The organism is Streptococcus oralis (genome assembly GCF_024399415.1).
Classification (GTDB): Bacteria; Bacillota; Bacilli; order Lactobacillales; family Streptococcaceae; genus Streptococcus; species Streptococcus oralis_CS.
Window position 1 is genome coordinate 935,207 of sequence record NZ_CP029257.1, and the last position, 20,906, is coordinate 956,112.

General features: G+C 40.9%; 21 protein-coding genes. 12 read left to right on the forward strand and 9 right to left on the reverse strand.

Annotation, left to right across the window (positions count from 1 at the left end; all coding sequences use genetic code 11):
- Window positions 1-164: 164 nt before the first annotated feature.
- The 3 genes from DG474_RS04610 (at window position 165) to radC (ending at window position 5,033) form a co-directional block, all read left to right on the forward strand.
- Window positions 165-1,835: a formate--tetrahydrofolate ligase gene (locus tag DG474_RS04610; protein WP_255778920.1), complete on the forward strand. Its 1,671-nt coding sequence runs from the start codon at window positions 165-167 to the stop codon at window positions 1,833-1,835.
- 183 nt (window positions 1,836-2,018) lie between these two features.
- The gene (gene pcrA, locus DG474_RS04615; protein ID WP_255778921.1) at window positions 2,019-4,310 is read left to right on the forward strand and encodes a DNA helicase PcrA; all 2,292 of its coding nucleotides are present in this window, start codon (window positions 2,019-2,021) and stop codon (window positions 4,308-4,310) included.
- Window positions 4,311-4,352: 42 nt separating this feature from the next.
- Complete coding sequence (gene radC / locus DG474_RS04620) at window positions 4,353-5,033, forward strand: RadC family protein (protein WP_065371810.1); 681 nt, start codon at window positions 4,353-4,355, stop codon at window positions 5,031-5,033.
- On the opposite strand, the gene DG474_RS04625 is transcribed toward radC, so the two are convergent.
- The 7 genes from DG474_RS04625 to DG474_RS04655 all read right to left on the reverse strand — a co-directional run bounded on the left by DG474_RS04625 (window position 5,030) and on the right by DG474_RS04655 (window position 9,798).
- On the reverse strand, window positions 5,030-5,719 hold the full coding sequence (locus DG474_RS04625; RefSeq protein ID WP_049479336.1) for a gamma-glutamyl-gamma-aminobutyrate hydrolase family protein: 690 nt from the start codon (window positions 5,717-5,719) through the stop codon (window positions 5,030-5,032). The genes radC and DG474_RS04625 overlap by 4 nt on opposite strands.
- Window positions 5,720-5,734: 15 nt before the next feature.
- Window positions 5,735-6,376, reverse strand: coding sequence for a redox-sensing transcriptional repressor Rex (locus tag DG474_RS04630; RefSeq protein WP_125413097.1), 642 nt, complete (start codon window positions 6,374-6,376; stop codon window positions 5,735-5,737).
- A gap of 82 nt (window positions 6,377-6,458) precedes the next feature.
- A complete protein-coding gene (locus DG474_RS04635) occupies window positions 6,459-6,674 on the reverse strand; it encodes a DUF4649 family protein (protein ID WP_000286093.1) in 216 nt (71 codons plus the stop codon).
- 6 nt (window positions 6,675-6,680) lie between these two features.
- Window positions 6,681-7,028 (reverse strand): DUF1831 domain-containing protein, encoded by a 348-nt coding sequence (locus DG474_RS04640; protein WP_000863524.1) that lies wholly within the window; start codon window positions 7,026-7,028, stop codon window positions 6,681-6,683.
- A 4-nt stretch (window positions 7,029-7,032) separates the two neighbouring features.
- Window positions 7,033-8,148 (reverse strand): cysteine desulfurase family protein, encoded by a 1,116-nt coding sequence (locus tag DG474_RS04645; protein WP_255778922.1) that lies wholly within the window; start codon window positions 8,146-8,148, stop codon window positions 7,033-7,035.
- 9 nt (window positions 8,149-8,157) lie between these two features.
- On the reverse strand, window positions 8,158-9,117 hold the full coding sequence (locus DG474_RS04650; protein WP_217970789.1) for a ribose-phosphate diphosphokinase: 960 nt from the start codon (window positions 9,115-9,117) through the stop codon (window positions 8,158-8,160).
- A gap of 111 nt (window positions 9,118-9,228) precedes the next feature.
- Entirely contained in the window at window positions 9,229-9,798 is a 570-nt protein-coding gene (locus DG474_RS04655; RefSeq protein ID WP_255778923.1) for a CYTH domain-containing protein, read from the reverse strand.
- Between the two features lie 128 nt (window positions 9,799-9,926).
- Here DG474_RS04655 and yjbM point away from each other — a divergent pair, with 128 nt between their 5' ends.
- The 9 genes from yjbM (at window position 9,927) to DG474_RS04700 (ending at window position 18,350) form a co-directional block, all read left to right on the forward strand.
- Window positions 9,927-10,598 carry a GTP diphosphokinase gene (yjbM, locus tag DG474_RS04660; RefSeq protein WP_000151555.1) on the forward strand — a complete coding sequence of 224 codons (672 nt, stop codon included), beginning with the start codon at window positions 9,927-9,929 and terminating at the stop codon, window positions 10,596-10,598.
- Complete coding sequence (locus DG474_RS04665; RefSeq protein WP_000799063.1) at window positions 10,582-11,400, forward strand: NAD kinase; 819 nt, start codon at window positions 10,582-10,584, stop codon at window positions 11,398-11,400. The genes yjbM and DG474_RS04665 overlap by 17 nt, the downstream gene beginning before the upstream one ends.
- Window positions 11,397-12,293 (forward strand): RluA family pseudouridine synthase, encoded by an 897-nt coding sequence (locus DG474_RS04670; protein ID WP_255778924.1) that lies wholly within the window; start codon window positions 11,397-11,399, stop codon window positions 12,291-12,293. Before DG474_RS04665 ends, DG474_RS04670 begins: the two co-directional genes overlap by 4 nt.
- A gap of 43 nt (window positions 12,294-12,336) precedes the next feature.
- Window positions 12,337-13,311 (forward strand): phosphate acetyltransferase, encoded by a 975-nt coding sequence (gene pta / locus DG474_RS04675; RefSeq protein ID WP_049484120.1) that lies wholly within the window; start codon window positions 12,337-12,339, stop codon window positions 13,309-13,311.
- Between the two features lie 82 nt (window positions 13,312-13,393).
- The gene (gene mutY / locus DG474_RS04680) at window positions 13,394-14,572 is read left to right on the forward strand and encodes an A/G-specific adenine glycosylase (protein ID WP_255778925.1); all 1,179 of its coding nucleotides are present in this window, start codon (window positions 13,394-13,396) and stop codon (window positions 14,570-14,572) included.
- Window positions 14,573-14,628: 56 nt separating this feature from the next.
- Window positions 14,629-15,336: a response regulator YycF gene (yycF, locus tag DG474_RS04685; RefSeq protein ID WP_000722056.1), complete on the forward strand. Its 708-nt coding sequence runs from the start codon at window positions 14,629-14,631 to the stop codon at window positions 15,334-15,336.
- On the forward strand, window positions 15,329-16,678 hold the full coding sequence (gene vicK, locus DG474_RS04690) for a cell wall metabolism sensor histidine kinase VicK (RefSeq protein ID WP_000568720.1): 1,350 nt from the start codon (window positions 15,329-15,331) through the stop codon (window positions 16,676-16,678). Before yycF ends, vicK begins: the two co-directional genes overlap by 8 nt.
- 1 nt (window position 16,679) lies before the next feature.
- Window positions 16,680-17,489: an exodeoxyribonuclease WalJ gene (gene walJ / locus DG474_RS04695; RefSeq protein WP_001290606.1), complete on the forward strand. Its 810-nt coding sequence runs from the start codon at window positions 16,680-16,682 to the stop codon at window positions 17,487-17,489.
- Window positions 17,490-17,576: 87 nt separating this feature from the next.
- Window positions 17,577-18,350 (forward strand): potassium channel family protein, encoded by a 774-nt coding sequence (locus DG474_RS04700; RefSeq protein ID WP_000824597.1) that lies wholly within the window; start codon window positions 17,577-17,579, stop codon window positions 18,348-18,350.
- Between the two features lie 36 nt (window positions 18,351-18,386).
- Here DG474_RS04700 and DG474_RS04705 read toward each other — a convergent pair whose 3' ends face one another.
- The gene (locus tag DG474_RS04705; RefSeq protein ID WP_070800487.1) at window positions 18,387-18,734 is read right to left on the reverse strand and encodes a DUF6568 family protein; all 348 of its coding nucleotides are present in this window, start codon (window positions 18,732-18,734) and stop codon (window positions 18,387-18,389) included.
- A gap of 111 nt (window positions 18,735-18,845) precedes the next feature.
- Complete coding sequence (locus tag DG474_RS04710; RefSeq protein WP_049518753.1) at window positions 18,846-20,564, reverse strand: phospho-sugar mutase; 1,719 nt, start codon at window positions 20,562-20,564, stop codon at window positions 18,846-18,848.
- Window positions 20,565-20,906 lie beyond the last annotated feature (342 nt).

Below are 20,906 nucleotides of genomic sequence, written 5' to 3' on the forward strand. Positions count from 1 at the left end.
AGCTACACTATAGTTTATAACTATAAAGCCATATAAAATTTTTAAAAGAGCCCTAAAAATCTTGAAATTCAGGATATTTACGAACGTTTAGAGAGTTTATGGATGTTAAAAATCTTGTTTTGTGTTATAATGAATTATCACATTAGAGGTTAGAGGAGTTTTGAATGAAAACAGATATTGAAATCGCACAGAGTATTGAGTTGAAACCAATCGTTGATGTTGTTGAGAAACTTGGTATTTCTTACGACGATTTGGAATTGTACGGGAAGTATAAGGCTAAGCTCAGCTTTGATAAAATTCGTGCAGTTGAGAGCAATCCAGTTGGGAAATTGATCTTGGTTACTGCCATCAATCCAACACCAGCAGGTGAAGGGAAATCAACTATTACCATTGGTCTGGCAGATGCCTTGAACAAGATTGGTAAGAAAACCATGATTGCTATTCGCGAACCGTCTCTTGGCCCAGTAATGGGGATTAAGGGTGGTGCAGCCGGTGGTGGTTATGCCCAAGTGTTGCCAATGGAAGACATCAACCTTCACTTTACCGGGGATATGCATGCCATTACAACTGCTAACAACGCTCTTTCTGCCTTGATTGACAACCACTTACACCAAGGAAATGAGCTGGGAATCGACCAACGTCGTATTCTTTGGAAACGTGTTGTGGACTTGAATGACCGTGCCCTTCGTCATGTGACTGTTGGCCTTGGTGGTCCTCTAAATGGTATTCCTCGTGAGGATGGCTTTGATATTACCGTTGCTTCAGAAATCATGGCCATTCTTTGCTTGGCTACGGATATTGAAGACTTGAAACGTCGTTTGGCGAATATCGTTATCGGCTATCGTTACGATCGTACGCCAGTTTCTGTTGGTGATTTACAGGTTGAGGGGGCTTTAGCATTGATTTTGAAAGATGCTATCAAACCGAACTTGGTTCAGACAATTTACGGTACACCTGCCTTTGTACATGGTGGTCCATTTGCCAATATCGCTCATGGATGTAACTCTGTTTTGGCAACGACTACAGCCCTTCACTTAGCGGACTACACAGTTACTGAAGCTGGTTTTGGTGCGGACCTTGGTGCTGAGAAATTCCTTGATATCAAGACACCAAACTTGCCAACTTCTCCAGATGCTGTTGTCATCGTTGCAACCCTTCGTGCCCTTAAGATGAATGGTGGTGTAGCTAAGGACGCTTTGACAGAGGAAAATGTGGAAGCAGTTCGTGCAGGTTTTGCTAACTTGAAACGCCACGTTGAGAACATCCGTAAGTTTGGTATTCCAGCAGTTGTTGCGATTAACGAATTTGTTACTGATATAGAAGCTGAAATTGCAGCTTTGAAAGAACTTTGTGCTTCTATTGATGTGCCAGTTGAACTAGCAAGTGTCTGGGCTGATGGGGCAGAAGGTGGTGTAGCACTTGCCGAAACGCTTGTCAAGACAATCTCAGAAAATCCAGCAAACTACACTCGTCTTTATGACAATGACCTTTCTGTCCAAGAAAAGATTGAAAAAATTGTCACTGAAATCTACCGCGGTAGCAAAGTGAACTTTGAGAAGAAAGCTCAAACGCAAATTGCCCAAATCGTTCAGAATGGTTGGGACAAATTGCCAATCTGTATGGCGAAAACTCAGTACAGTTTCTCAGACAATCCAAATGCACTTGGAGCACCAGAAAACTTTGAAATTACCATTCGTGAATTGGTACCAAAATTGGGTGCAGGCTTCATCGTTGCCCTAACTGGTGATGTCATGACCATGCCAGGTCTTCCAAAACGTCCAGCCGCTCTTAATATGGATGTGGAAAGTGATGGAACCGTTCTAGGTTTGTTCTAGTAAATTGCAATTGATTTAAATGAGTTTGGAAAAGCTATCCAAGCTCATTTTCTTGTCTAAATCTAAGGAGTTGTCTTCTGCTGATAATAGTGTTACTCTCTAGACGTAATCAGTCTAGGTAAAGATATTTTCCCTGATTTCTGATATAATAGAAACATTGACTTCAAGAGTAAGGAAGAGAAAATGAACGCATTATTGAATGGAATGAATGACCGTCAAGCTGAGGCGGTGCAAACGACAGAAGGGCCCTTGTTGATCATGGCTGGGGCTGGTTCTGGGAAGACTCGTGTTTTAACTCACAGAATCGCCTACTTGATTGATGAAAAGATGGTCAATCCTTGGAATATCTTGGCCATTACCTTTACCAATAAGGCTGCTCGTGAGATGAAGGAGCGTGCCTATGGGCTCAATCCAGCTACTCAGGACTGTCTGATTGCGACCTTTCACTCCATGTGTGTTCGTATCCTGCGTCGCGATGCGGATCATATTGGCTACAATCGGAATTTCACCATTGTAGATTCTAGTGAACAGCGAACCCTCATGAAACGCATTCTCAAGCAATTAAACTTGGATCCTAAAAAATGGAATGAACGGACTATTTTGGGGACTATTTCCAATGCTAAGAATGACCTGATTGATGATGTGGCTTATGCTGCTCAAGCTGGTGATATGTATACGCAAATCGTGGCTCAATGTTATACAGCCTATCAGAAAGAGCTTCGTCAGTCTGAGTCGGTTGACTTTGATGATTTGATTATGCTGACCTTGCGTCTTTTTGATCAAAATCCTGATGTTTTGACCTACTACCAGCAAAAATTCCAATATATCCACGTTGATGAGTACCAAGATACCAACCATGCCCAGTACCAATTGGTCAAACTCTTGGCTTCACGCTTTAAAAATATCTGCGTAGTCGGTGATGCTGACCAGTCTATTTACGGTTGGCGTGGGGCTGATATGCAGAATATCTTGGATTTCGAGAAAGATTATCCTCAAGCCAAGGTCGTTTTGTTGGAGGAGAATTACCGTTCAACAAAAACCATTCTCCAAGCCGCCAATGACGTCATCAAAAACAATAAAAATCGTCGACCTAAGAATCTCTGGACCCAGAATGCTGATGGGGAACAGATTATTTACTATCGTGCAAATGACGAACTGGATGAAGCTGTTTTTGTAGCCAAAACCATCGATGAACTTGGTCGTAGTCAAAACTTCCTCCACAAGGATTTTGCAGTTCTTTATAGGACTAACGCCCAGTCTCGTACTATTGAGGAAGCCCTCCTAAAGTCCAATATTCCTTATACTATGGTCGGCGGGACCAAGTTCTACAGCCGTAAGGAAATCCGTGATATTATCGCCTATCTTAATCTCATTGCCAATCTGAGTGACAATATCAGTTTTGAGCGCATTATCAACGAGCCGAAACGTGGAATCGGTCCAGGAACGGTTGAGAAAATCCGGGATTTTGCTAACCTGCAAGAGATGTCTATGCTGGATGCTTCAGCCAATATTATGTTGTCAGGTATCAAAGGAAAGGCAGCTCAGTCTATCTGGGATTTTGCCAATATGATTCTGGATTTGCGGGAAAAACTGGATCAATTAACTATCACCGAGCTGGTTGAGGCTGTTCTAGAAAAAACTGGTTATATCGATATTCTCAATGCCCAAGCGACCTTAGAAAGCAAGGCGCGAGTTGAAAATATCGAAGAGTTCCTATCTGTTACCAAGAACTTTGATGACAATCCTGATAGTCAAGAAGAGGAAACAGGTTTAGATAAACTCAGTCGTTTCTTGAATGACTTGGCTTTGATTGCAGACACAGATTCAGGCAGTCAGGAGACATCAGAAGTAACCTTGATGACCTTGCACGCAGCTAAGGGACTTGAGTTCCCAGTTGTCTTTATCATTGGGATGGAAGAAAATGTCTTTCCACTTAGTCGTGCAGCAGAAGATCCGGATGAACTGGAAGAGGAACGCCGTTTGGCCTATGTAGGTATCACGCGTGCGGAGAAAATTCTCTATCTGACCAATGCCAACTCACGCTTGCTTTTTGGTCGTACTAGCTACAATCGTCCAACTCGTTTTATCAATGAAATCAGTTCGGATTTGCTTGAGTATCAAGGTTTGGCCCGTCCAGCGAATACTAGCTTTAAAGCCTCTTATAGCAGTGGTGGGATTGCTTTCGGTCAAGGTATGAGTTTGGCTCAAGCCCTTCAGGAACGGAAACGCAAGGCTGCACCAAGCTCTATCCAGTCAAGTGGTCTTCCGTTTGGACAGTTTACATCCAGAAATAAAAAAGATTCAAGCGATACTAACTGGTCTATTGGAGATATTGCACTTCACAAGAAATGGGGAGAGGGAACGGTCCTTGAAGTTTCAGGTAGTGGTGATACTCAGGAACTAAAAATCAATTTCCCAGAAGTCGGTCTGAAAAAACTCTTAGCTAGTGTAGCCCCAATTGAGAAAAAAATCTAATTTTCCATCCTTCTCACGAATAATAAAGTGAGGAGGATTTTTATGTACAGTATTTCATTCCAAGAAGATTCACTCTTACCTAGAGAAAGACTAGTAAAAGAAGGAGTAGAGGCTCTAAGCAATCAAGAGTTGTTAGCTATTTTGCTCAGAACGGGAACGCGTCAGGCCAATGTTTTTGAAATTTCCCAGAAAGTCTTGAACAGTTTGACCAGTCTAACTGATTTGAAAAAAATGACCCTGCAGGAATTGCAGAGTCTGTCTGGTATTGGACGGATTAAGGCCATTGAACTACAAGCAGTAATTGAACTGGGGCATCGTATTCATAAACATGAAACCCTTGAGATGGAAAGTATTCTCAGTAGTCAAAAGCTAGCCAAGAAAATGCAACAGGAGCTTGGCGACAAAAAACAAGAGCACCTAGTGGCGCTCTATCTCAATACTCAAAATCAAATCATTCATCAGCAAACTATTTTTATCGGCTCTGCGACACGCAGTATTGCTGAACCGAGGGAAATCCTTCACTATGCTTTGAAGCATATGGCTACCTCCGTGATTCTCGTTCACAATCATCCATCTGGTGCAGTATCCCCTAGTCGAAACGACGACCATGTCACTAAACTAGTCAAGGAAGCCTGCGAACTGATGGGAATTGTTTTCTTGGACCATCTGATTGTCTCTCACTCTGATTACTTTAGTTACCGTGAAAAGACGGATCTGATTTAGAGTTCGTTAACAACATAGTCAAATAGCGTTTTATCTTTGGGGCGATTTTCAAAGAGAAATTCAGGATGCCATTGAACACCAAGATAAGGAAAGCCGTCCGTAGTTGTCACAGCCTCAATGATTCCATCTTTAGGATCATGTGCTACAACCTTAAGATTTGAAGCTAGATCTTTAATACTCTGGTGGTGGAAGGAGTTGATATGAGAGATTTCTCCATAGATTTCTCGGAGAATGGTATCAGGTTCCGTTACGAGGCGTTGAGTCGTGTATTCGGCTGAACAGTCCTGCCAATGATCCTCGATATCTTGGTGTAGCGTGCCTCCCATGGCGACATTGAAAAGTTGAGTACCCCGACAAACAGAGAAAATTGGTTTCTTTTGCTTAATCGCTTCTTTGATAAGTGCTAGTTCAAAAATATCTCTTTGAAGGTGGTAGTCATCACTATCAATAGCCTTTGATTCACCATAGTATTTTGGATCAACATTTTGCCCACCCGTTAGGATGAGCTTATCAATGATACTGATGTAATAGGCAGCCATTTCTTGATCACCAATCGGTAGGATGATTGGAATTCCGCCAGCGTCCTTGACTCCTTCAACGAAGCCCTTTGCTGCATAGCTCATCATGATGTCATCATCTGGATGAGCTTTTTCATTTCCTGTAATCCCAATAACTGGTTTTTTCATAAATGCTTTCGCTTTCTAATCCTCTTTACGCATAAAATAGAGGAGGGTTTGGAGTTCGCTTGTCAAATCGACATACTGAACGACCACATCTTTTGGGAGGTGAAGGTGAACAGGGGAAAAACTGAGAATACCTTTTATACCTGCCTCAACCAAAAGATTGGCAACTTCTTGTGATTTAACACTTGGAACTGTTAGGATAGCAGTTTTGACATCTGCTTCTTTGATTTTTTCTTTAATCTGTGAGATACCATAGATTGGAATTCCATCAGGTGTCTGGCTTCCAACTTCTGGATGGTCATCTAGGTCAAAGGCCATGATAATTTTCATCTTGTTACGCTCGTGGAAGCGGTAGTGGAGAAGGGCATGGCCCATATTTCCAATCCCAACCAGCATAACATTTGTAATTGAGTTATCATTTAGGAGATCAGCAAAAAAATTCATCAATTTTTTGACATCGTAACCAAAACCACGACGACCTAGCTCGCCAAAATAGGAAAAATCACGTCGAACGGTCGCAGAGTCGATACCGATAGCCTCTGCAATTTGCTTGGAGTTAGCACGTTCGATTTTTTCTGCATGAAATCTCTTGAAAATTCGATAGTAAAGAGAGAGTCTTTTTGCTGTTGCTTTTGGAATAGCAGACTGTTTATCTTTCACAAAATCACAACCTTTCTATTCTTCTATTTTATAGAAACATTGTGAAAAAATCAACAAAAACAAGAAAAAACTAAGAAATTTCTTAGTTTTTATCTGAAAAATGAGCTTGTGATAGAAAACGGTAGAGATCGCCAACCAATCCTTGATAAATCACCTTATCATTCAGCGTTAAGGAGCTGATTAGGAGAGTATCAGGTAAGGTCACACAGCCTGATAGAGATAACATGAGCTCTTCGTAATCCTTATATTCAAGTGTACGTTCTACGTGATAGTTATCTTGATAGGTAAGTCGATACATAGTCAATTATCTTTCTTCTTTAGTGAAGATACCGCGTTCTACAAGGCTGTCCATGAGGAAGTAGAATTTTTCCTGATGAATGTGGTGGTCTTCTGATTTAAAGATATTCACCAAACGAAGGCCAGACTTGTCAGTGATGTTGAGTTTAGCACCTGTAAGGTCTTTATTGATGATGATTTTTAGGTTGAAACCTTCACCACTGTTGGGTACTTTTTCAAGTAGACGAGTTAGTTCGAAGTTTCCTACCTTTGTTTCAAAGAAAGTATTATCTTTCAGTGTGAACTTTTTAACAGTTGGACTAAGTGTATAGTCGTAGCGGCAGTTTTGTAGTTTAATGGTTTTTTCGAATGCCATTAGTTTAATCTCCAATAATATTTTTTAAGGTTTGTGCGAGTTGTTTCAGTTCTTCCTCAGTATTAAGAGGAGAGAGACTGATACGGACAGATTCTTTTAAACGAGGCGAATCGGGCCCATAGAAAGCTTCGAGTACATGACTGGTTTGCACAATACCAGCAGTACAAGCTGAACCGGTAGAAATTGAAATTCCTTCAAGATCTAACCGTAGTAAGAGCAAATCATTCTTTTGACCAGGAAAGCCAATGTTGACAACATAAGGAAGTTGGTGGTTACTTTCATTGAGATAGTAGTCGAGACCTGCAATTTCTTCTAAAAAAGTAGCTTTGAGTGCGCTTAGTTTTTGGTAATGCTCAACTTGGTCATTTAAATCCTCTTTGAGAGCAGCGACCATACCTACAATGGCAGCGAGATTTTCTGTTCCAGCCCGTTTCTTTTGTTCTTGGTCTCCACCGTGAAGGTAGGAATCAAAGTCCGCGGAAGAAGCATAAAGAAAGCCGATTCCCTTTGGTCCATGGAATTTGTGGGCAGAAGCGCTGAGGAAATCAATACCTAATTTCTCGGGATGGATAGGAATCTTCCCGATAGCTTGAACAGCATCTACATGATAAGCTGCAGGATGATCTTTTAAAATACGTCCAATCTCAGCGATAGGTAAGAGGCTACCTGTTTCATTATTAGCATACATGGTGGAAACGAGAATGGTATCGTCATGTAATGCTTCTTGAATTTGCTGGGCAGTAATTTCTTGATTTACTGGTTGGATGATGGTCGCTTCAAAACCAAAATGTTGTACCAGATAATCGATAGTCTCAAGCACAGAATGGTGTTCAATAGCTGTCGTGATGATATGTCTTCCACGATTTTGATGACGGAGACAATAGCCGATAATGGCTGTATTGTTACTTTCTGTACCGCCAGAAGTGAAAAAGATATGTTGAGGTTTGGTTCCTAGTAAGTGGGCTAAGTCCTGACGAGCTTCTCGCAAGAGTTTGCCAGCCTGCCGACCATGACTATGAATACTAGAAGGATTACCATGAGTTTCTTGCATGACCTTGGTCATTTCAGAAATAGCTACTGCTGACATAGGAGTCGTAGCAGCATTGTCCAAATAAATCAAAGAATCACCTTATTTCTTTTTGTTGTAAGCAAAGAGTGGGCTGACTGGTTTTCTTTCATGGATGCGGACGATAGCATCTCCGATTAATTCGCTAGCAGTAATGTAACATACATTTTCTGGAGTTCTTTCTTTGGTCGCTACTGAGTCTGTCACGAGGATTTCTTTGATGTTTGTAGAGTCAAGAAGGTCTGCTGCACCTTCAACAAATAAACCGTGACTGGATACTGCATAAATCTCAGTTGCGCCTTCACGTTCAACGATTTTGGCTGCTTCAGAGAAAGTACGACCAGTATTTAGGATGTCGTCAATCAAGATAGCCTTTTTGCCTTCAACATCCCCAATGATATAGCCTTCGTTACGATCAGAATCATCTTGCGCGTAGTCAATGATAGCGATAGGAGCATCAAGGTATTCAGCCAAACTACGAGCACGTTTAACACCAGAGTTCTTTGGACTAACAACAACAACATCAGAACCAAGAAGTCCTTTATCACAGTAGTGCTTAGCAAATAGAGGAACAGTATAAAGATTGTCTACAGGAATGTCAAAGAAACCTTGGACCTGAACAGCATGGAGGTCAAGCGTTAGAACACGGCTTACACCAGCTTTGACAAGCATATTGGCAACCAGTTTTGCAGTGAGGGGTTCGCGAGAAGAAGCAATACGATCCTGACGCGCATAACCAAAGTAAGGAAGGACAACGTTGATACTATGAGCACTTGCACGTACACAAGCATCAACCATGATCAACAACTCCATTAGGTGGTTGCTAACGGGGTAGCTGGTTGACTGGATGATGAAGACATCGTAGCCACGGACACTTTCTTCAATGTTGACTTGGATTTCGCCGTCAGAAAATTGACGAGAGGATAATTTCCCAAGAGGTACACCAACTGTATCCGCAATCTTTTGAGCGATTTCATGGTTAGAGTTTAGGGTGAAAAGTTTCATGTTGTTTCTATCTGACATTATAGACCGTCCTCTGTAAACTTTGTGAATCTTCTTTGAGAAAGTTTTGTTTTTCAAAGCCAGATTCTTTTATTTTTATCTTTTCTATTTTACCAAAAAAAGGAGATTATTTCAGCTTTTTTTCATGCTTTTAATAAAACGAATTAATTTTGAAGGAGCTTTCTGATAGGTTATCTGATTTTCATCTAAAAATCTCTGAAAATCGGCTTTCCCTTTTTCATGGTCGGTGACTTCAAGCTCGAGTTCATAGTCCGTTTGGTCAAAGTAGTGACTTTCATCCAAGGCCATTAAGCCAATCTCAGTTTTCATTTCATAACGAAGGGTTGAAAGGCAGCCTAGAACAAACCAGTCATGGCTTTCGATGCCAATCTTAGAGAGCTTCTCTAGAACGAGACCCTGAGGTAGTTTTTGTTTTTCTAGGTACGATTCAGCTTCTGGAAGAGTTAGTTTCTGGTTGTATTCCATATTTCCTACAGTTTGAGGTACCTTTAAGGTCAATTCTGCCCAATCTGAAAAGGTGCGAATGCGCATGGCAACCTTCTTTTCACGCAATTGGAAATCTGGCGTGTCAATGTAGTAGTTTTTCTGAAGGACGGGCTGGATATGGGAAAACTGTTTTTTTAGATGATCATAGTCCTCTTTTTTCAGAAGTGTTTTCAATTCTATTTCTAAATGTTTCATTTTTTCAACCTTTTCTATATCTTTGAAAGCGATTTATGGTATAATGGACAATGTATTTATTGTATACGAATGTACTGAAAAAATCAAAGATTTTCGACAGAGTAATCAAACATTACAAGGGAGAAAGTATGACCATAGAATGGGAAGAATTTTTAGATCCTTACATTCAGGCTGTTGGTGAATTGAAGATTAAACTTCGAGGAATTCGCAAACAGTATCGTAAGCAAAACAAGCATTCTCCGATTGAGTTTGTAACGGGTCGTGTCAAACCGATTGAAAGTATCAAAGAAAAAATGGCTCGTCGAGGAATTACATATGCAAGTCTGGAACATGATCTGCAAGACATTGCGGGTTTACGTGTCATGGTTCAGTTTGTTGATGACGTTAAAGAGGTAGTTGAGATTCTACGTAAACGCCAAGATATGAGAGTCGTTCAGGAACGAGACTATATCACTCATCGTAAGGCTTCGGGCTATCGTTCTTATCACGTGGTTGTCGAGTACACGGTTGATACGATCAACGGGGCTAAGACGATTTTGGCGGAAATTCAAATACGTACTTTGGCCATGAATTTCTGGGCTACGATTGAACACTCGCTCAATTATAAATATCAGGGCGATTTTCCAGAAGAAATCAGGAAAAGATTGGAAATCACAGCGAAAATAGCCTATCAACTGGATGAAGAAATGGGTAAGATTCGTGATGATATCCAGGAAGCGCAGGCTCTCTTTGATCCATTGAGCAGAAAACTAAACGATGGTGTAGGAAATAGTGACGATACAGATGAAGAATACAGGTAAACGAGTTGACCTCATAGCAAATAGAAAGCCACAAAGTCAGAAGGTCTTGCATGAACTGAGGGAAAAACTAAAGAAACAGCATTTTATACTGAACGATACCAATCCCGACATCGTCATTTCCATTGGTGGCGATGGAATGCTTTTGTCTGCCTTTCACAAGTATGAGAATCAGTTAGACAAGGTTCGATTTGTAGGTGTTCATACAGGGCATTTGGGATTTTACACAGATTATCGTGATTTTGAGCTGGATCAGTTGGTGACCAATCTTTTACTAGATACTGGTGCCAAAGTTTCCTATCCAGTCTTGAATGTCAAGGTAACGCTTGAAAATGGAGAAGTGAAAATCTTCCGTGCTTTAAATGAAGCCAGCATCCGTCGATCAGACCGCACCATGGTTGCGGATATCATCATTAACCATGTTCCGTTCGAGAGATTTCGTGGAGATGGAGTGACTGTTTCAACGCCGACGGGAAGTACCGCCTACAACAAGTCCTTGGGTGGAGCTGTCTTGCATCCCACCATTGAAGCCTTACAATTGACGGAAATAGCAAGTCTTAACAACCGAGTCTATCGCACTCTGGGATCATCAATCATTATTCCCAAAAAAGATAAGATTGAGCTCTTGCCGACACGCAATGATTACCACACGATATCAGTTGATAACAGTGTCTATTCCTTCCGTAATATCGAACGGATTGAGTACCAAATCGACCATCATAAGATTCACTTCGTAGCGACTCCAAGCCACACTAGTTTCTGGAATCGTGTCAAAGATGCCTTCATCGGCGAGGTGGATGAATGAGGTTCGAATTTACCGCAGATGAGCACGTCAAAGTCAAAACTTTCCTCAAGAAACATGAGGTTTCCAAGGGACTTTTGGCCAAGATTAAGTTTCGAGGCGGGGCTATACGGGTCAATGGCCAACCTCAAAATGCGACGTATCTGTTAGATATCGGAGATAGGGTTACCATCGATATTCCAGCTGAGGAAGGATTTGAGAGCCTTGAAGCCATTGATCGACCACTCGATATCTTGTATGAGGATGATCATTTTCTGGTTTTAAATAAGCCTTATGGAGTAGCATCCATCCCCAGTGTCAATCATTCCAATACCATTGCCAATTTTATCAAGGGCTACTATGTTAAACAGGAATATGAAAATCAGCAAGTTCACATCGTGACTAGGCTTGATAGAGATACTTCTGGTTTGATGCTTTTTGCCAAGCACGGCTACGCTCATGCACGTTTAGACAAGCAGTTGCAACGAAAGTCTATCGAAAAACGTTACTTTGCTTTGGTTAAAGGAGCTGGTGTCTTGGAGCCTGAAGGGGAGATTATTGCCCCGATTGCGCGTGATGTGGACTCCATTATCACAAGACGGGTTGCCAAAGGTGGGAAATACGCCCATACATCTTACAAAGTTGTCGCGTCTTATGGAAATATTCACCTAGTCGATATTCGTCTTCATACTGGGCGAACTCATCAGATACGAGTGCATTTTTCTCATATCGGTTTTCCTTTGTTGGGAGACGATCTCTATGGAGGCAGCTTAGACGACGGTATCCAACGTCAGGCTCTGCATTGCCATTATTTATCTTTTTATCATCCCTTTCTAGAGCAAGATTTGCAACTAGAAAGCCCCTTGCCGGATGATTTCAGCAATCTTATTACTCAGTTATCAACTAATACTCTTTAAAAATTGTTTGGAGTATAATTTATTTTCTTAAAGGAGAAAACTCATGGAAGTTTTTGAAAGTCTCAAAGCCAACCTGGTTGGCAAAAATGCTCGTATCGTTCTCCCTGAAGGGGAAGAGCCACGTATTCTTCAAGCGACAAAACGCTTAGTAAAAGAAACAGAAGTAATCCCTGTTTTGCTTGGAAATCCTGAAAAAATTAAAATTTATCTTGAAATTGAAGGAATCATGGATGGTTATGAAGTCATTGACCCTCAACACTATCCTCGATTTGAAGAAATGGTTGCTGCTTTAGTAGAGCGTCGTAAGGGCAAAATGACTGAAGAAGAAGCGCGCAAAGTTTTGGTTGAAGATGTCAACTACTTTGGTGTGATGCTAGTCTACTTGGGCTTGGTTGACGGTATGGTATCTGGTGCGATTCACTCAACTGCTTCAACAGTTCGCCCAGCCCTACAAATCATTAAAACTCGACCAAACGTAACTCGTACTTCAGGTGCCTTCCTCATGGTACGCGGTACGGAACGTTACCTATTTGGAGACTGTGCCATTAATATCAATCCAGATGCGGAAGCCTTGGCTGAAATTGCCATCAACTCAGCAATCACAGCTAAGATGTTTGGTATTGAACCTAAAATTGCTATGCTAAGCTATTCTACTAAAGGTTCAGGTTTTGGTGAAAGTGTTGACAAGGTAGTGGAAGCTACAAAAATTGCTCACGACTTGCGTCCCGACCTTGAGATTGATGGTGAGTTGCAATTTGACGCTGCCTTTGTTCCTGAAACTGCAGCTCTAAAAGCTCCAGGAAGTAATGTAGCTGGTCAAGCAAATGTCTTTGTCTTCCCAGGTATCGAAGCCGGAAATATTGGGTACAAGATGGCAGAACGTCTCGGTGGTTTTGCGGCTGTAGGACCTGTTTTGCAAGGTTTGAACAAGCCTGTTAACGACCTTTCTCGTGGATGTAATGCAGATGATGTTTACAAGTTGACCCTTATCACAGCAGCTCAAGCAGTTCATCAATAAGATTTAGTCCTCTTTCCCATGGGAAGAGGCTTTTTAGTACTGAGAAAAGGACAGTTAGAAGCTTCTATGTTATACTAGATATATGTTAGATTTGAAAGAATACGGTATCGTCATGTGGCCGGAGGAGAAGATTATTTCTTTTCGTGAAAAACTCCTCAACTGGTATGATGAAAACAAAAGAGATTTACCCTGGCGTAGAAGTAAAAATCCTTATCATATCTGGGTATCTGAAATCATGCTTCAGCAGACCAGGGTGGATACAGTTATTCCCTACTACGAACGATTCTTGGACTGGTTTCCAACAGTTGAAAGTTTGGCCAATGCCCCTGAAGAACGTTTGTTGAAGGCTTGGGAGGGATTGGGCTATTATTCTCGAGTGCGCAATATGCAGGCTGCAGCCCAGCAGATTATGACTGACTTTGGGGGGCAATTTCCAAATACCTATGAAGGAATTTCTAGTTTAAAAGGGATTGGCCCTTACACTGCGGGAGCTATTTCCAGTATCGCTTTTAATTTGCCTGAGCCAGCGGTTGATGGCAATGTCATGCGGGTTTTGGCACGCTTGTTTGAGGTTGATCATGATATCGGAGTTCCCAGCAATCGCAAAATTTTTCAGGCAATGATGGAAATCTTGATTGACCCGAAACGACCAGGTGACTTTAACCAAGCTCTGATGGATTTAGGGTCTGACATAGAGGCTCCAGTTAACCCTCGACCAGAAGAAAGCCCTGTTAAGGACTTTAGCGCAGCCTATCAGAATGGGACTATGGATGTATATCCAATCAAAGAGCCCAAGAAAAAGCCCCTCCCAATCTATCTCAAGGCTTTGGTTGTACGCAATGACCGTGGGCAATATTTACTAGAGAAAAATGAAAGCGAGAAACTGCTAGCCGGTTTTTGGCATTTCCCCTTGATCGAAGTTGATGATTTCTCAAGTGATGACGATCAGCTAGATCTCTTTTCACAAGTCAAAGAGGAAAGCAGAGCATTTGGACCAAGCCCTCAAGAAAACTTTGAGCAAGATTATGATTTAGAAGTGAATTGGTCCCAGCAAGTATTTGACCAGGTCAAGCATGTATTTAGTCATCGGAAATGGCATATTCAAATCATCGCTGGTCAAGTGACGGAAACAAAACAGTTTTCTGACAGAGAAATTCGCTGGGTTTCTCCTCAGGAGTTTTCTGATTATCCACTTGCGAAACCTCAACAAAAAATTTGGCAGGCTTATAAAACAAATCTTGAAGATGAAGGCCTACAGTAGCCATTTGTGCCTTCTTTACATTTTTTTGTTATAATAGATAAAGAAAAGGTGATAAAATGAAAAAAATATTAATTGTAGATGATGAGAAACCAATCTCAGATATTATTAAGTTTAATATGGCCAAGGAAGGTTATGAAGTTGTAACAGCCTTCAATGGTCGTGAGGCAATCGAGCTATTTGAAGCTGAGCAACCGGATATTATTATCCTCGACTTGATGCTACCTGAAATTGATGGTTTAGAAGTTGCTAAAGCTATTCGTAAGACTAGTAGCGTGCCGATTATCATGCTATCAGCTAAGGATAGCGAATTTGACAAGGTTATTGGTTTAGAGTTAGGTGCAGATGATTATGTTACAAAACCTTTCTCAAACCGTGAGTTGCAGGCTCGTGTTAAGGCCCTTCTTCGTCGTACCGATCTAGTTTCAGTAGATAACCAAGAGTCTGATGAGAAGAAGACGCAACCTTTACAAATTGGTGATTTGGAAATCGTTCCAGATGCTTACGTGGCAAAGAAATATGGTGAGGAATTAGATTTAACCCACCGTGAGTTTGAACTCTTGTATCACTTGGCGTCTCATATTGGTCAAGTGATTACACGTGAACACTTGCTTGAGACTGTATGGGGTTATGACTATTTTGGTGATGTTCGTACTGTGGACGTGACCATTAGACGCTTGCGTGAGAAAATAGAAGATACTCCAAGTCGTCCAGAGTACATTCTCACACGTCGTGGTGTTGGATACTATATGAGAAATAATGATTGAAGATATTAGACAAACTATTCTGACCAGCGATTTTATCTTTATCTTGATTTTACTGGGTTTTATCTTGGTGGTAACCTTGCTGTTATTGGAAAATCGTCGGGATAATATCCGTCTGAAGGAGATAAATCAAAAGGTTAAGGACTTGATTGCAGGTGATTATTCTCAAGTTTTGGACTTGCAAGGAAGTACAGAAATCACCAATATCACCAATAATCTGAACGATTTGTCAGAAGTAATTCGTTTGACCCAAGAAAATCTGGAACAAGAGAGTAAACGATTAAATAGTATTCTTTCTTATATGACAGATGGCGTTCTTGCGACTAATCGCCGTGGCCAGATTACTATGATCAACGATATGGCAAAGAAACAGCTCGGTGTGCAGAAAGAAGATGTTCTTAATAAAAGCATTCTCGAATTGCTTAAGATAGAAGATGAGTATGAGCTGCGTGACCTGATTACACAGATTCCTGAGTTGACGATTGACTCCCAGGATGTAAATGGGGAATACCTGAGCCTTCGTGTACGTTTTGCTCTGGTTCGTCGTGAGTCGGGTTTCATCTCTGGTTTGGTTGCCGTTTTACATGATACGACCGAGCAGGAAAAGGAAGAGCGTGAGCGAAGACTCTTCGTTTCGAACGTGAGTCATGAGTTGCGGACTCCTTTGACCAGTGTTAAATCTTATCTTGAAGCCTTGGACGAGGGAGCTCTGTATGATCCTGTTGCTCCTGATTTTATCAAGGTTTCACTCGATGAAACCAACCGTATGATGCGGATGGTGACAGATCTCTTACATCTCTCTCGTATTGATAATGCGACTACTCAGTTGGATGTGGAGTTGATTAACTTTACAGCCTTTATCACCTTTATCCTCAACCGCTTTGATAAGATGAGAAGTCAGGATGACGAGAAAAAATATGAACTTGTTAGAGATTACCCTATTAATTCAGTTTGGATCGAGATTGATACCGATAAGATGACTCAGGTGATTGATAATATTCTTAACAATGCCATCAAGTACTCACCAGATGGTGGGAAAATTACTGTCAGCATGAAAACCACTGATGACCAGATGATTTTATCTATCAAAGACCAAGGTCTAGGTATTCCAAAACAAGATTTGCCGAAGATATTTGACCGTTTTTATCGTGTGGATCGCGCAAGAAGTCGTGCACAAGGTGGAACTGGGCTAGGTCTAGCCATCGCCAAAGAAATCATCAAACAACACAATGGCTTTATTTGGGCCAAAAGTGAATACGGTAAGGGCTCAACCTTTACCATCGTGCTCCCTTATGATAAGGATGCCGTAAAAGAAGAAATATGGGAGGACGAAATAGAAGACTAGAATGAGTGAAAAAGGCTTTAAATACAGTATTTTAGCATCAGGTTCCAGTGGAAATTCCTTTTATCTGGAAACCCCAAAAAAGAAAATCCTAGTAGATGCGGGCTTGTCTGGTAAGAAAATTTCAAGTCTGCTAGCTGAAATTAATCGCAAACCTGAAGATCTGGATGCGATTCTGATTACGCATGAGCACTCAGACCATATCCATGGGGTCGGTGTCTTGGCTCGTAAATATGGCATGGATCTTTACGCCAATGAAAAGACTTGGCAGGCTATGGAAAATAGTAAGTACCTCGGCAAGGTGGACTCTTCGCAGAAGCATATTTTTGAAATGGGAAAAACCAAAACTTTTGGTGATATCGACATTGAGAGTTTTGGTGTCAGTCATGATGCGGCAGCACCACAGTTTTACCGATTTATGAAAGACGACAAGAGCTTCGTCATGCTGACCGATACAGGTTATGTAAGTGACCGTATGGCAGGAATTGTCGAGAATGCGGACGGCTACCTCATCGAGTCCAACCACGATGTGGAGATTTTGCGAGCAGGATCTTACGCTTGGCGTCTCAAACAGCGAATTCTATCGGATCTCGGTCACCTTTCTAACGAAGACGGTGCTGAGGCCATGATTCGTGCAATGGGAAATCGAACAAAGAAAATCTATCTTGGTCACTTGTCCAAAGAGAACAATATCAAGGAGCTGGCTCATATGACTATGGTCAACCAGCTAGCCCAAGCGGATCTGGGAGTCGGAGTAGACTTTAAGGTTTATGATACCTCACCAGATACTGCAACACCATTGACAGATATATAAAAAAGAAGGCGAGTGCCTTCTTTTGTTTTGTACTTTGTCAGGAATTTAGTGTGGTATAATGATTAAAAAAACTAAAGGAGTAGCAGTGTGAAGAGAAAATGGCTATTAAAGGATTACTATGACACAACGATTATCATACTTGCATTGATATCCGTTGTCCTTGTCTTGCTTGGATTTGCTGAGATGATTGATTTGGATAATCCACCCTATAGTATTATTGACTTACTACTTTGGTTTATCTTTGTGGTGGATTATGGCTGGCGTTTCTTTACAAGTAAGGAAAAGTGGCGATTTCTTCTTGAAAATATTTTTGACTTGCTAGCTATCCTTCCTTTGAATGCTATTTTTACAGTATTTCGATTAGGGCGAATCTTCCGCTTAGCAAGGCTGACAAAATTACTGAAACTAACTCGTCTTTTAAGAGTCGTTGGATTGACTGGCAAGTTGGAAAAGAAGGTTGGAAAACTCTTACGAACAAATGGCTTACTTTATATTTTCTATCTCAATTCCTTTATTGTACTGGTAGGTAGTTCAATTTTATCTGTTGTTGAAGAAAAATCATTCTCAGATAGTCTTTGGTGGGCGCTTGTGACTGTAACGACTGTTGGTTATGGAGATATTGTTCCTGCGTCGATTTTTGGGAAGTGGTTAGCTGTTTTACTAATGCTTGTTGGTATTGGCACAATAGGGATGTTAACGAGTGCCTTGACAAACTTTTTTGTAAAGGATAATCCATTTGATCAGATAAAGCTTGATAAACTTCAAGACGAATTAATAACTCAAAGAATATTACTAGAGAAACAATCTGAGAAGATAGAAGAACTGCATAGAATGATACAAGACTTGCTTGAAAAAAAGTAATTTAGACTATACAAAAACCACTCGACGAGTGGTTTTTTACAATCCTGCAAATTCTTTGATTTCTTGTGCGGACATAGAAGAGTCGCAACGGACATTGATTTGGCCATCTGCAATGTGAACGAAGCCTGGTACAGTTGGAATTCCATAGCGTGAACGGAATTCTTGTAACTCATTGAGTTGGCTTGGTTCTTCACTGTTGATGAAGTAGATGTGAGCTTTAGTTTCAGCTACGACACCTGCCAAGGTACCTGCGAATTTACGGCAGTAAGGGCAAGTTTTACGACCAATAAAGAAGGTTGCAGTTTCTTTCTTATCAAGAGCTTCTTGTGCACGCGCAACTGTAGTGACTTCAAGGTCTTTAATGTTTTCTAAAAATTGTTCCATGAGATTACCTCGCTTTCATTGATAAGTCTAGTATGCCATAAAGTTTCTAAAAATGCTTAGATTTGATACGAAAAAAAGATGAGATTGGTTGGTCTCATCTTTTATAATTTCTTATTTAACAAACGCATTGATTTCTGCTTCGATGTTGGCAATCTTAGCTTGTGAATCTTCGTTGCTTTCACCCACAACGGCAATGTAGAACTTGATTTTTGGTTCTGTACCTGAAGGGCGAACTGCAATCCAAGAACCATCCGCAAGAGTGTATTTCAAAACATCACTTGGAGGAGTTGTCAAGTTTGTAACAGTACCGTCAGCAGCAGTAGCAGTTTGAGCCTTGAAGTCTTCTACGACAGTGATAGCTGTTGCGTTCCATTCTTTTGGAGCATTGTTACGGAACTTAGCCATAATGGCTTTGATTTGTTCAGCACCATCAACACCAGAAAGGGTAACAGAGATGGTCTTTTCAGCGTAGTAGCCGTATTCTTTGTAGATTTCTTCGATACCGTCAGCAAGTGTCAAACCACGTGAACGGTAGTAGGCAGCAAGTTCAGCAACGACAAGAACAGCTTGAATAGCATCTTTATCACGTACGAATGGTTTAATCAAGTAACCGAAGCTTTCTTCAAATCCCATCATGTAAGTGTGATTGTGTTTTTCTTCAAATTCTTGGATTTTTTCAGCGATAAATTTGAAACCTGTCAAAACGTTGAACATGGTTGCGCCGTAGCTTTCAGCAATCTTCGTTACCAAGTCAGTTGATACGATGGATTTGCAGAGGGCTGCATTTTCAGGAAGAGTTCCAGCATTTTTGTGGGCTTCCAAGATGTATTTAGCCATGATAGCGCCGATTTGGTTACCTGAAAGGTTGAGGTAGCTACCATCTTTTTGAAGAACTTCAACACCAACACGGTCAGCGTCAGGGTCAGTTGCAACAAGCACATCTGCACCAACTTGACGACCAAGTTCTTCAGCAAGGGCAAAGGCTGCTTGGCTTTCTGGGTTTGGAGATTTTACAGTAGAGAAATCAGGGTCTGCAGTTGCTTGTGCTTCAACAACTTGAACAGAGTCAAATCCTGCTTGAGCAAGAGCACGACGAGCCAACATTTCACCCGTTCCATGAAGTGGTGTGTAGACAATCTTCATGTCTTTACCGAATTCTTCAATCAATGTTGGGTTGATGTTTACGTCCTTAACTTCTTTAAGATATTCAACATCGACAGCTTCGCCGATAACTTCAATCAAGCCAGAAGCTTTTTCAGCTTCGACATCAGCAACTTCCACAGCGAATGGATGTTCGATTGCACGAATGTAAGTTGTCAAAGCATCTGCATCATGTGGAGGCATTTGTCCACCGTCTTCTCCATAAACCTTGTAACCGTTAAATGGAGCAGGGTTGTGACTGGCAGTAATCATGATACCTGCGAAACAGTTGAGGTGACGAACTGCAAATGAGAGTTCTGGAGTCGGACGAAGGCTTTCAAAAACATAAGATTTGATACCGTGTTTAGCGAGAACTGCCGCAGATTCAAAGGCAAACTCAGGTGAGAAGTGACGGCTATCGTAGGCAATTGCTACACCACGTTCTTTTTCATTTCCACCTTTTGACTCAATCAAACGAGCCAAACCCTCAGTTGCTTGACGAACAACATAGATATTGATACGGTTTGTACCAGCACCGATCAAACCACGCATACCTGCAGTACCAAATTCAAGATTTGTATAGAAGGCATCTTCCTTTGTTTTTTCGTCCATATTTTCCAAATCTTGACGAAGGTAGTCTGGAAGGTCAGCAAAATCGACCCATTTTTGATAATTTTCTTGGTAAGTCATAGAGTGTCTCCTTTGTTTATTTGCTTTAATCGCTTTCATTATATCACGATTTGACATTTTAGTAAAACGTTAGCATAACTTAAAATGTAGGAAATTAACTTTTGCACTTTAGCGGGAAAATGGTGGGGACTGTGCTTACTTATACTAAGTTAGGGATGAAAATTAATTATTAGATACTTTATAACATGAAAGTTTATAATTCATTTTGTAGGTTTGTTGAAGAAAAAAATCAAAAATATTGTTATATTCTATTCTTTTTATAAAGAATCCTTTAATGTATCAAATGAACAGATAGAAAAATTTAAGTTAAAACTCTATAAATTTAAGATATTTTGAAAAATT

Excerpts from the sequence above, each read along its gene's own strand:
- DG474_RS04610 (WP_255778920.1), top strand. The coding sequence starts at position 165 with ATGAAAACAGATATTGAAATCGCACAGAGTATTGAGTTGAAACCAATC.
- pcrA (WP_255778921.1), top strand. The coding sequence starts at position 2,019 with ATGAACGCATTATTGAATGGAATGAATGACCGTCAAGCTGAGGCGGTG.
- radC (WP_065371810.1), top strand. The coding sequence starts at position 4,353 with ATGTACAGTATTTCATTCCAAGAAGATTCACTCTTACCTAGAGAAAGA.
- DG474_RS04625 (WP_049479336.1), bottom strand. The coding sequence starts at position 5,719 with ATGAAAAAACCAGTTATTGGGATTACAGGAAATGAAAAAGCTCATCCA.
- DG474_RS04635 (WP_000286093.1), bottom strand. The coding sequence starts at position 6,674 with ATGTATCGACTTACCTATCAAGATAACTATCACGTAGAACGTACACTT.
- DG474_RS04640 (WP_000863524.1), bottom strand. The coding sequence starts at position 7,028 with ATGGCATTCGAAAAAACCATTAAACTACAAAACTGCCGCTACGACTAT.
- DG474_RS04650 (WP_217970789.1), bottom strand. The coding sequence starts at position 9,117 with ATGTCAGATAGAAACAACATGAAACTTTTCACCCTAAACTCTAACCAT.
- DG474_RS04655 (WP_255778923.1), bottom strand. The coding sequence starts at position 9,798 with ATGAAACATTTAGAAATAGAATTGAAAACACTTCTGAAAAAAGAGGAC.
- yjbM (WP_000151555.1), top strand. The coding sequence starts at position 9,927 with ATGACCATAGAATGGGAAGAATTTTTAGATCCTTACATTCAGGCTGTT.
- DG474_RS04665 (WP_000799063.1), top strand. The coding sequence starts at position 10,582 with ATGAAGAATACAGGTAAACGAGTTGACCTCATAGCAAATAGAAAGCCA.
- DG474_RS04670 (WP_255778924.1), top strand. The coding sequence starts at position 11,397 with ATGAGGTTCGAATTTACCGCAGATGAGCACGTCAAAGTCAAAACTTTC.
- pta (WP_049484120.1), top strand. The coding sequence starts at position 12,337 with ATGGAAGTTTTTGAAAGTCTCAAAGCCAACCTGGTTGGCAAAAATGCT.
- mutY (WP_255778925.1), top strand. The coding sequence starts at position 13,394 with ATGTTAGATTTGAAAGAATACGGTATCGTCATGTGGCCGGAGGAGAAG.
- yycF (WP_000722056.1), top strand. The coding sequence starts at position 14,629 with ATGAAAAAAATATTAATTGTAGATGATGAGAAACCAATCTCAGATATT.
- vicK (WP_000568720.1), top strand. The coding sequence starts at position 15,329 with ATGATTGAAGATATTAGACAAACTATTCTGACCAGCGATTTTATCTTT.
- walJ (WP_001290606.1), top strand. The coding sequence starts at position 16,680 with ATGAGTGAAAAAGGCTTTAAATACAGTATTTTAGCATCAGGTTCCAGT.
- DG474_RS04705 (WP_070800487.1), bottom strand. The coding sequence starts at position 18,734 with ATGGAACAATTTTTAGAAAACATTAAAGACCTTGAAGTCACTACAGTT.
- DG474_RS04710 (WP_049518753.1), bottom strand. The coding sequence starts at position 20,564 with ATGACTTACCAAGAAAATTATCAAAAATGGGTCGATTTTGCTGACCTT.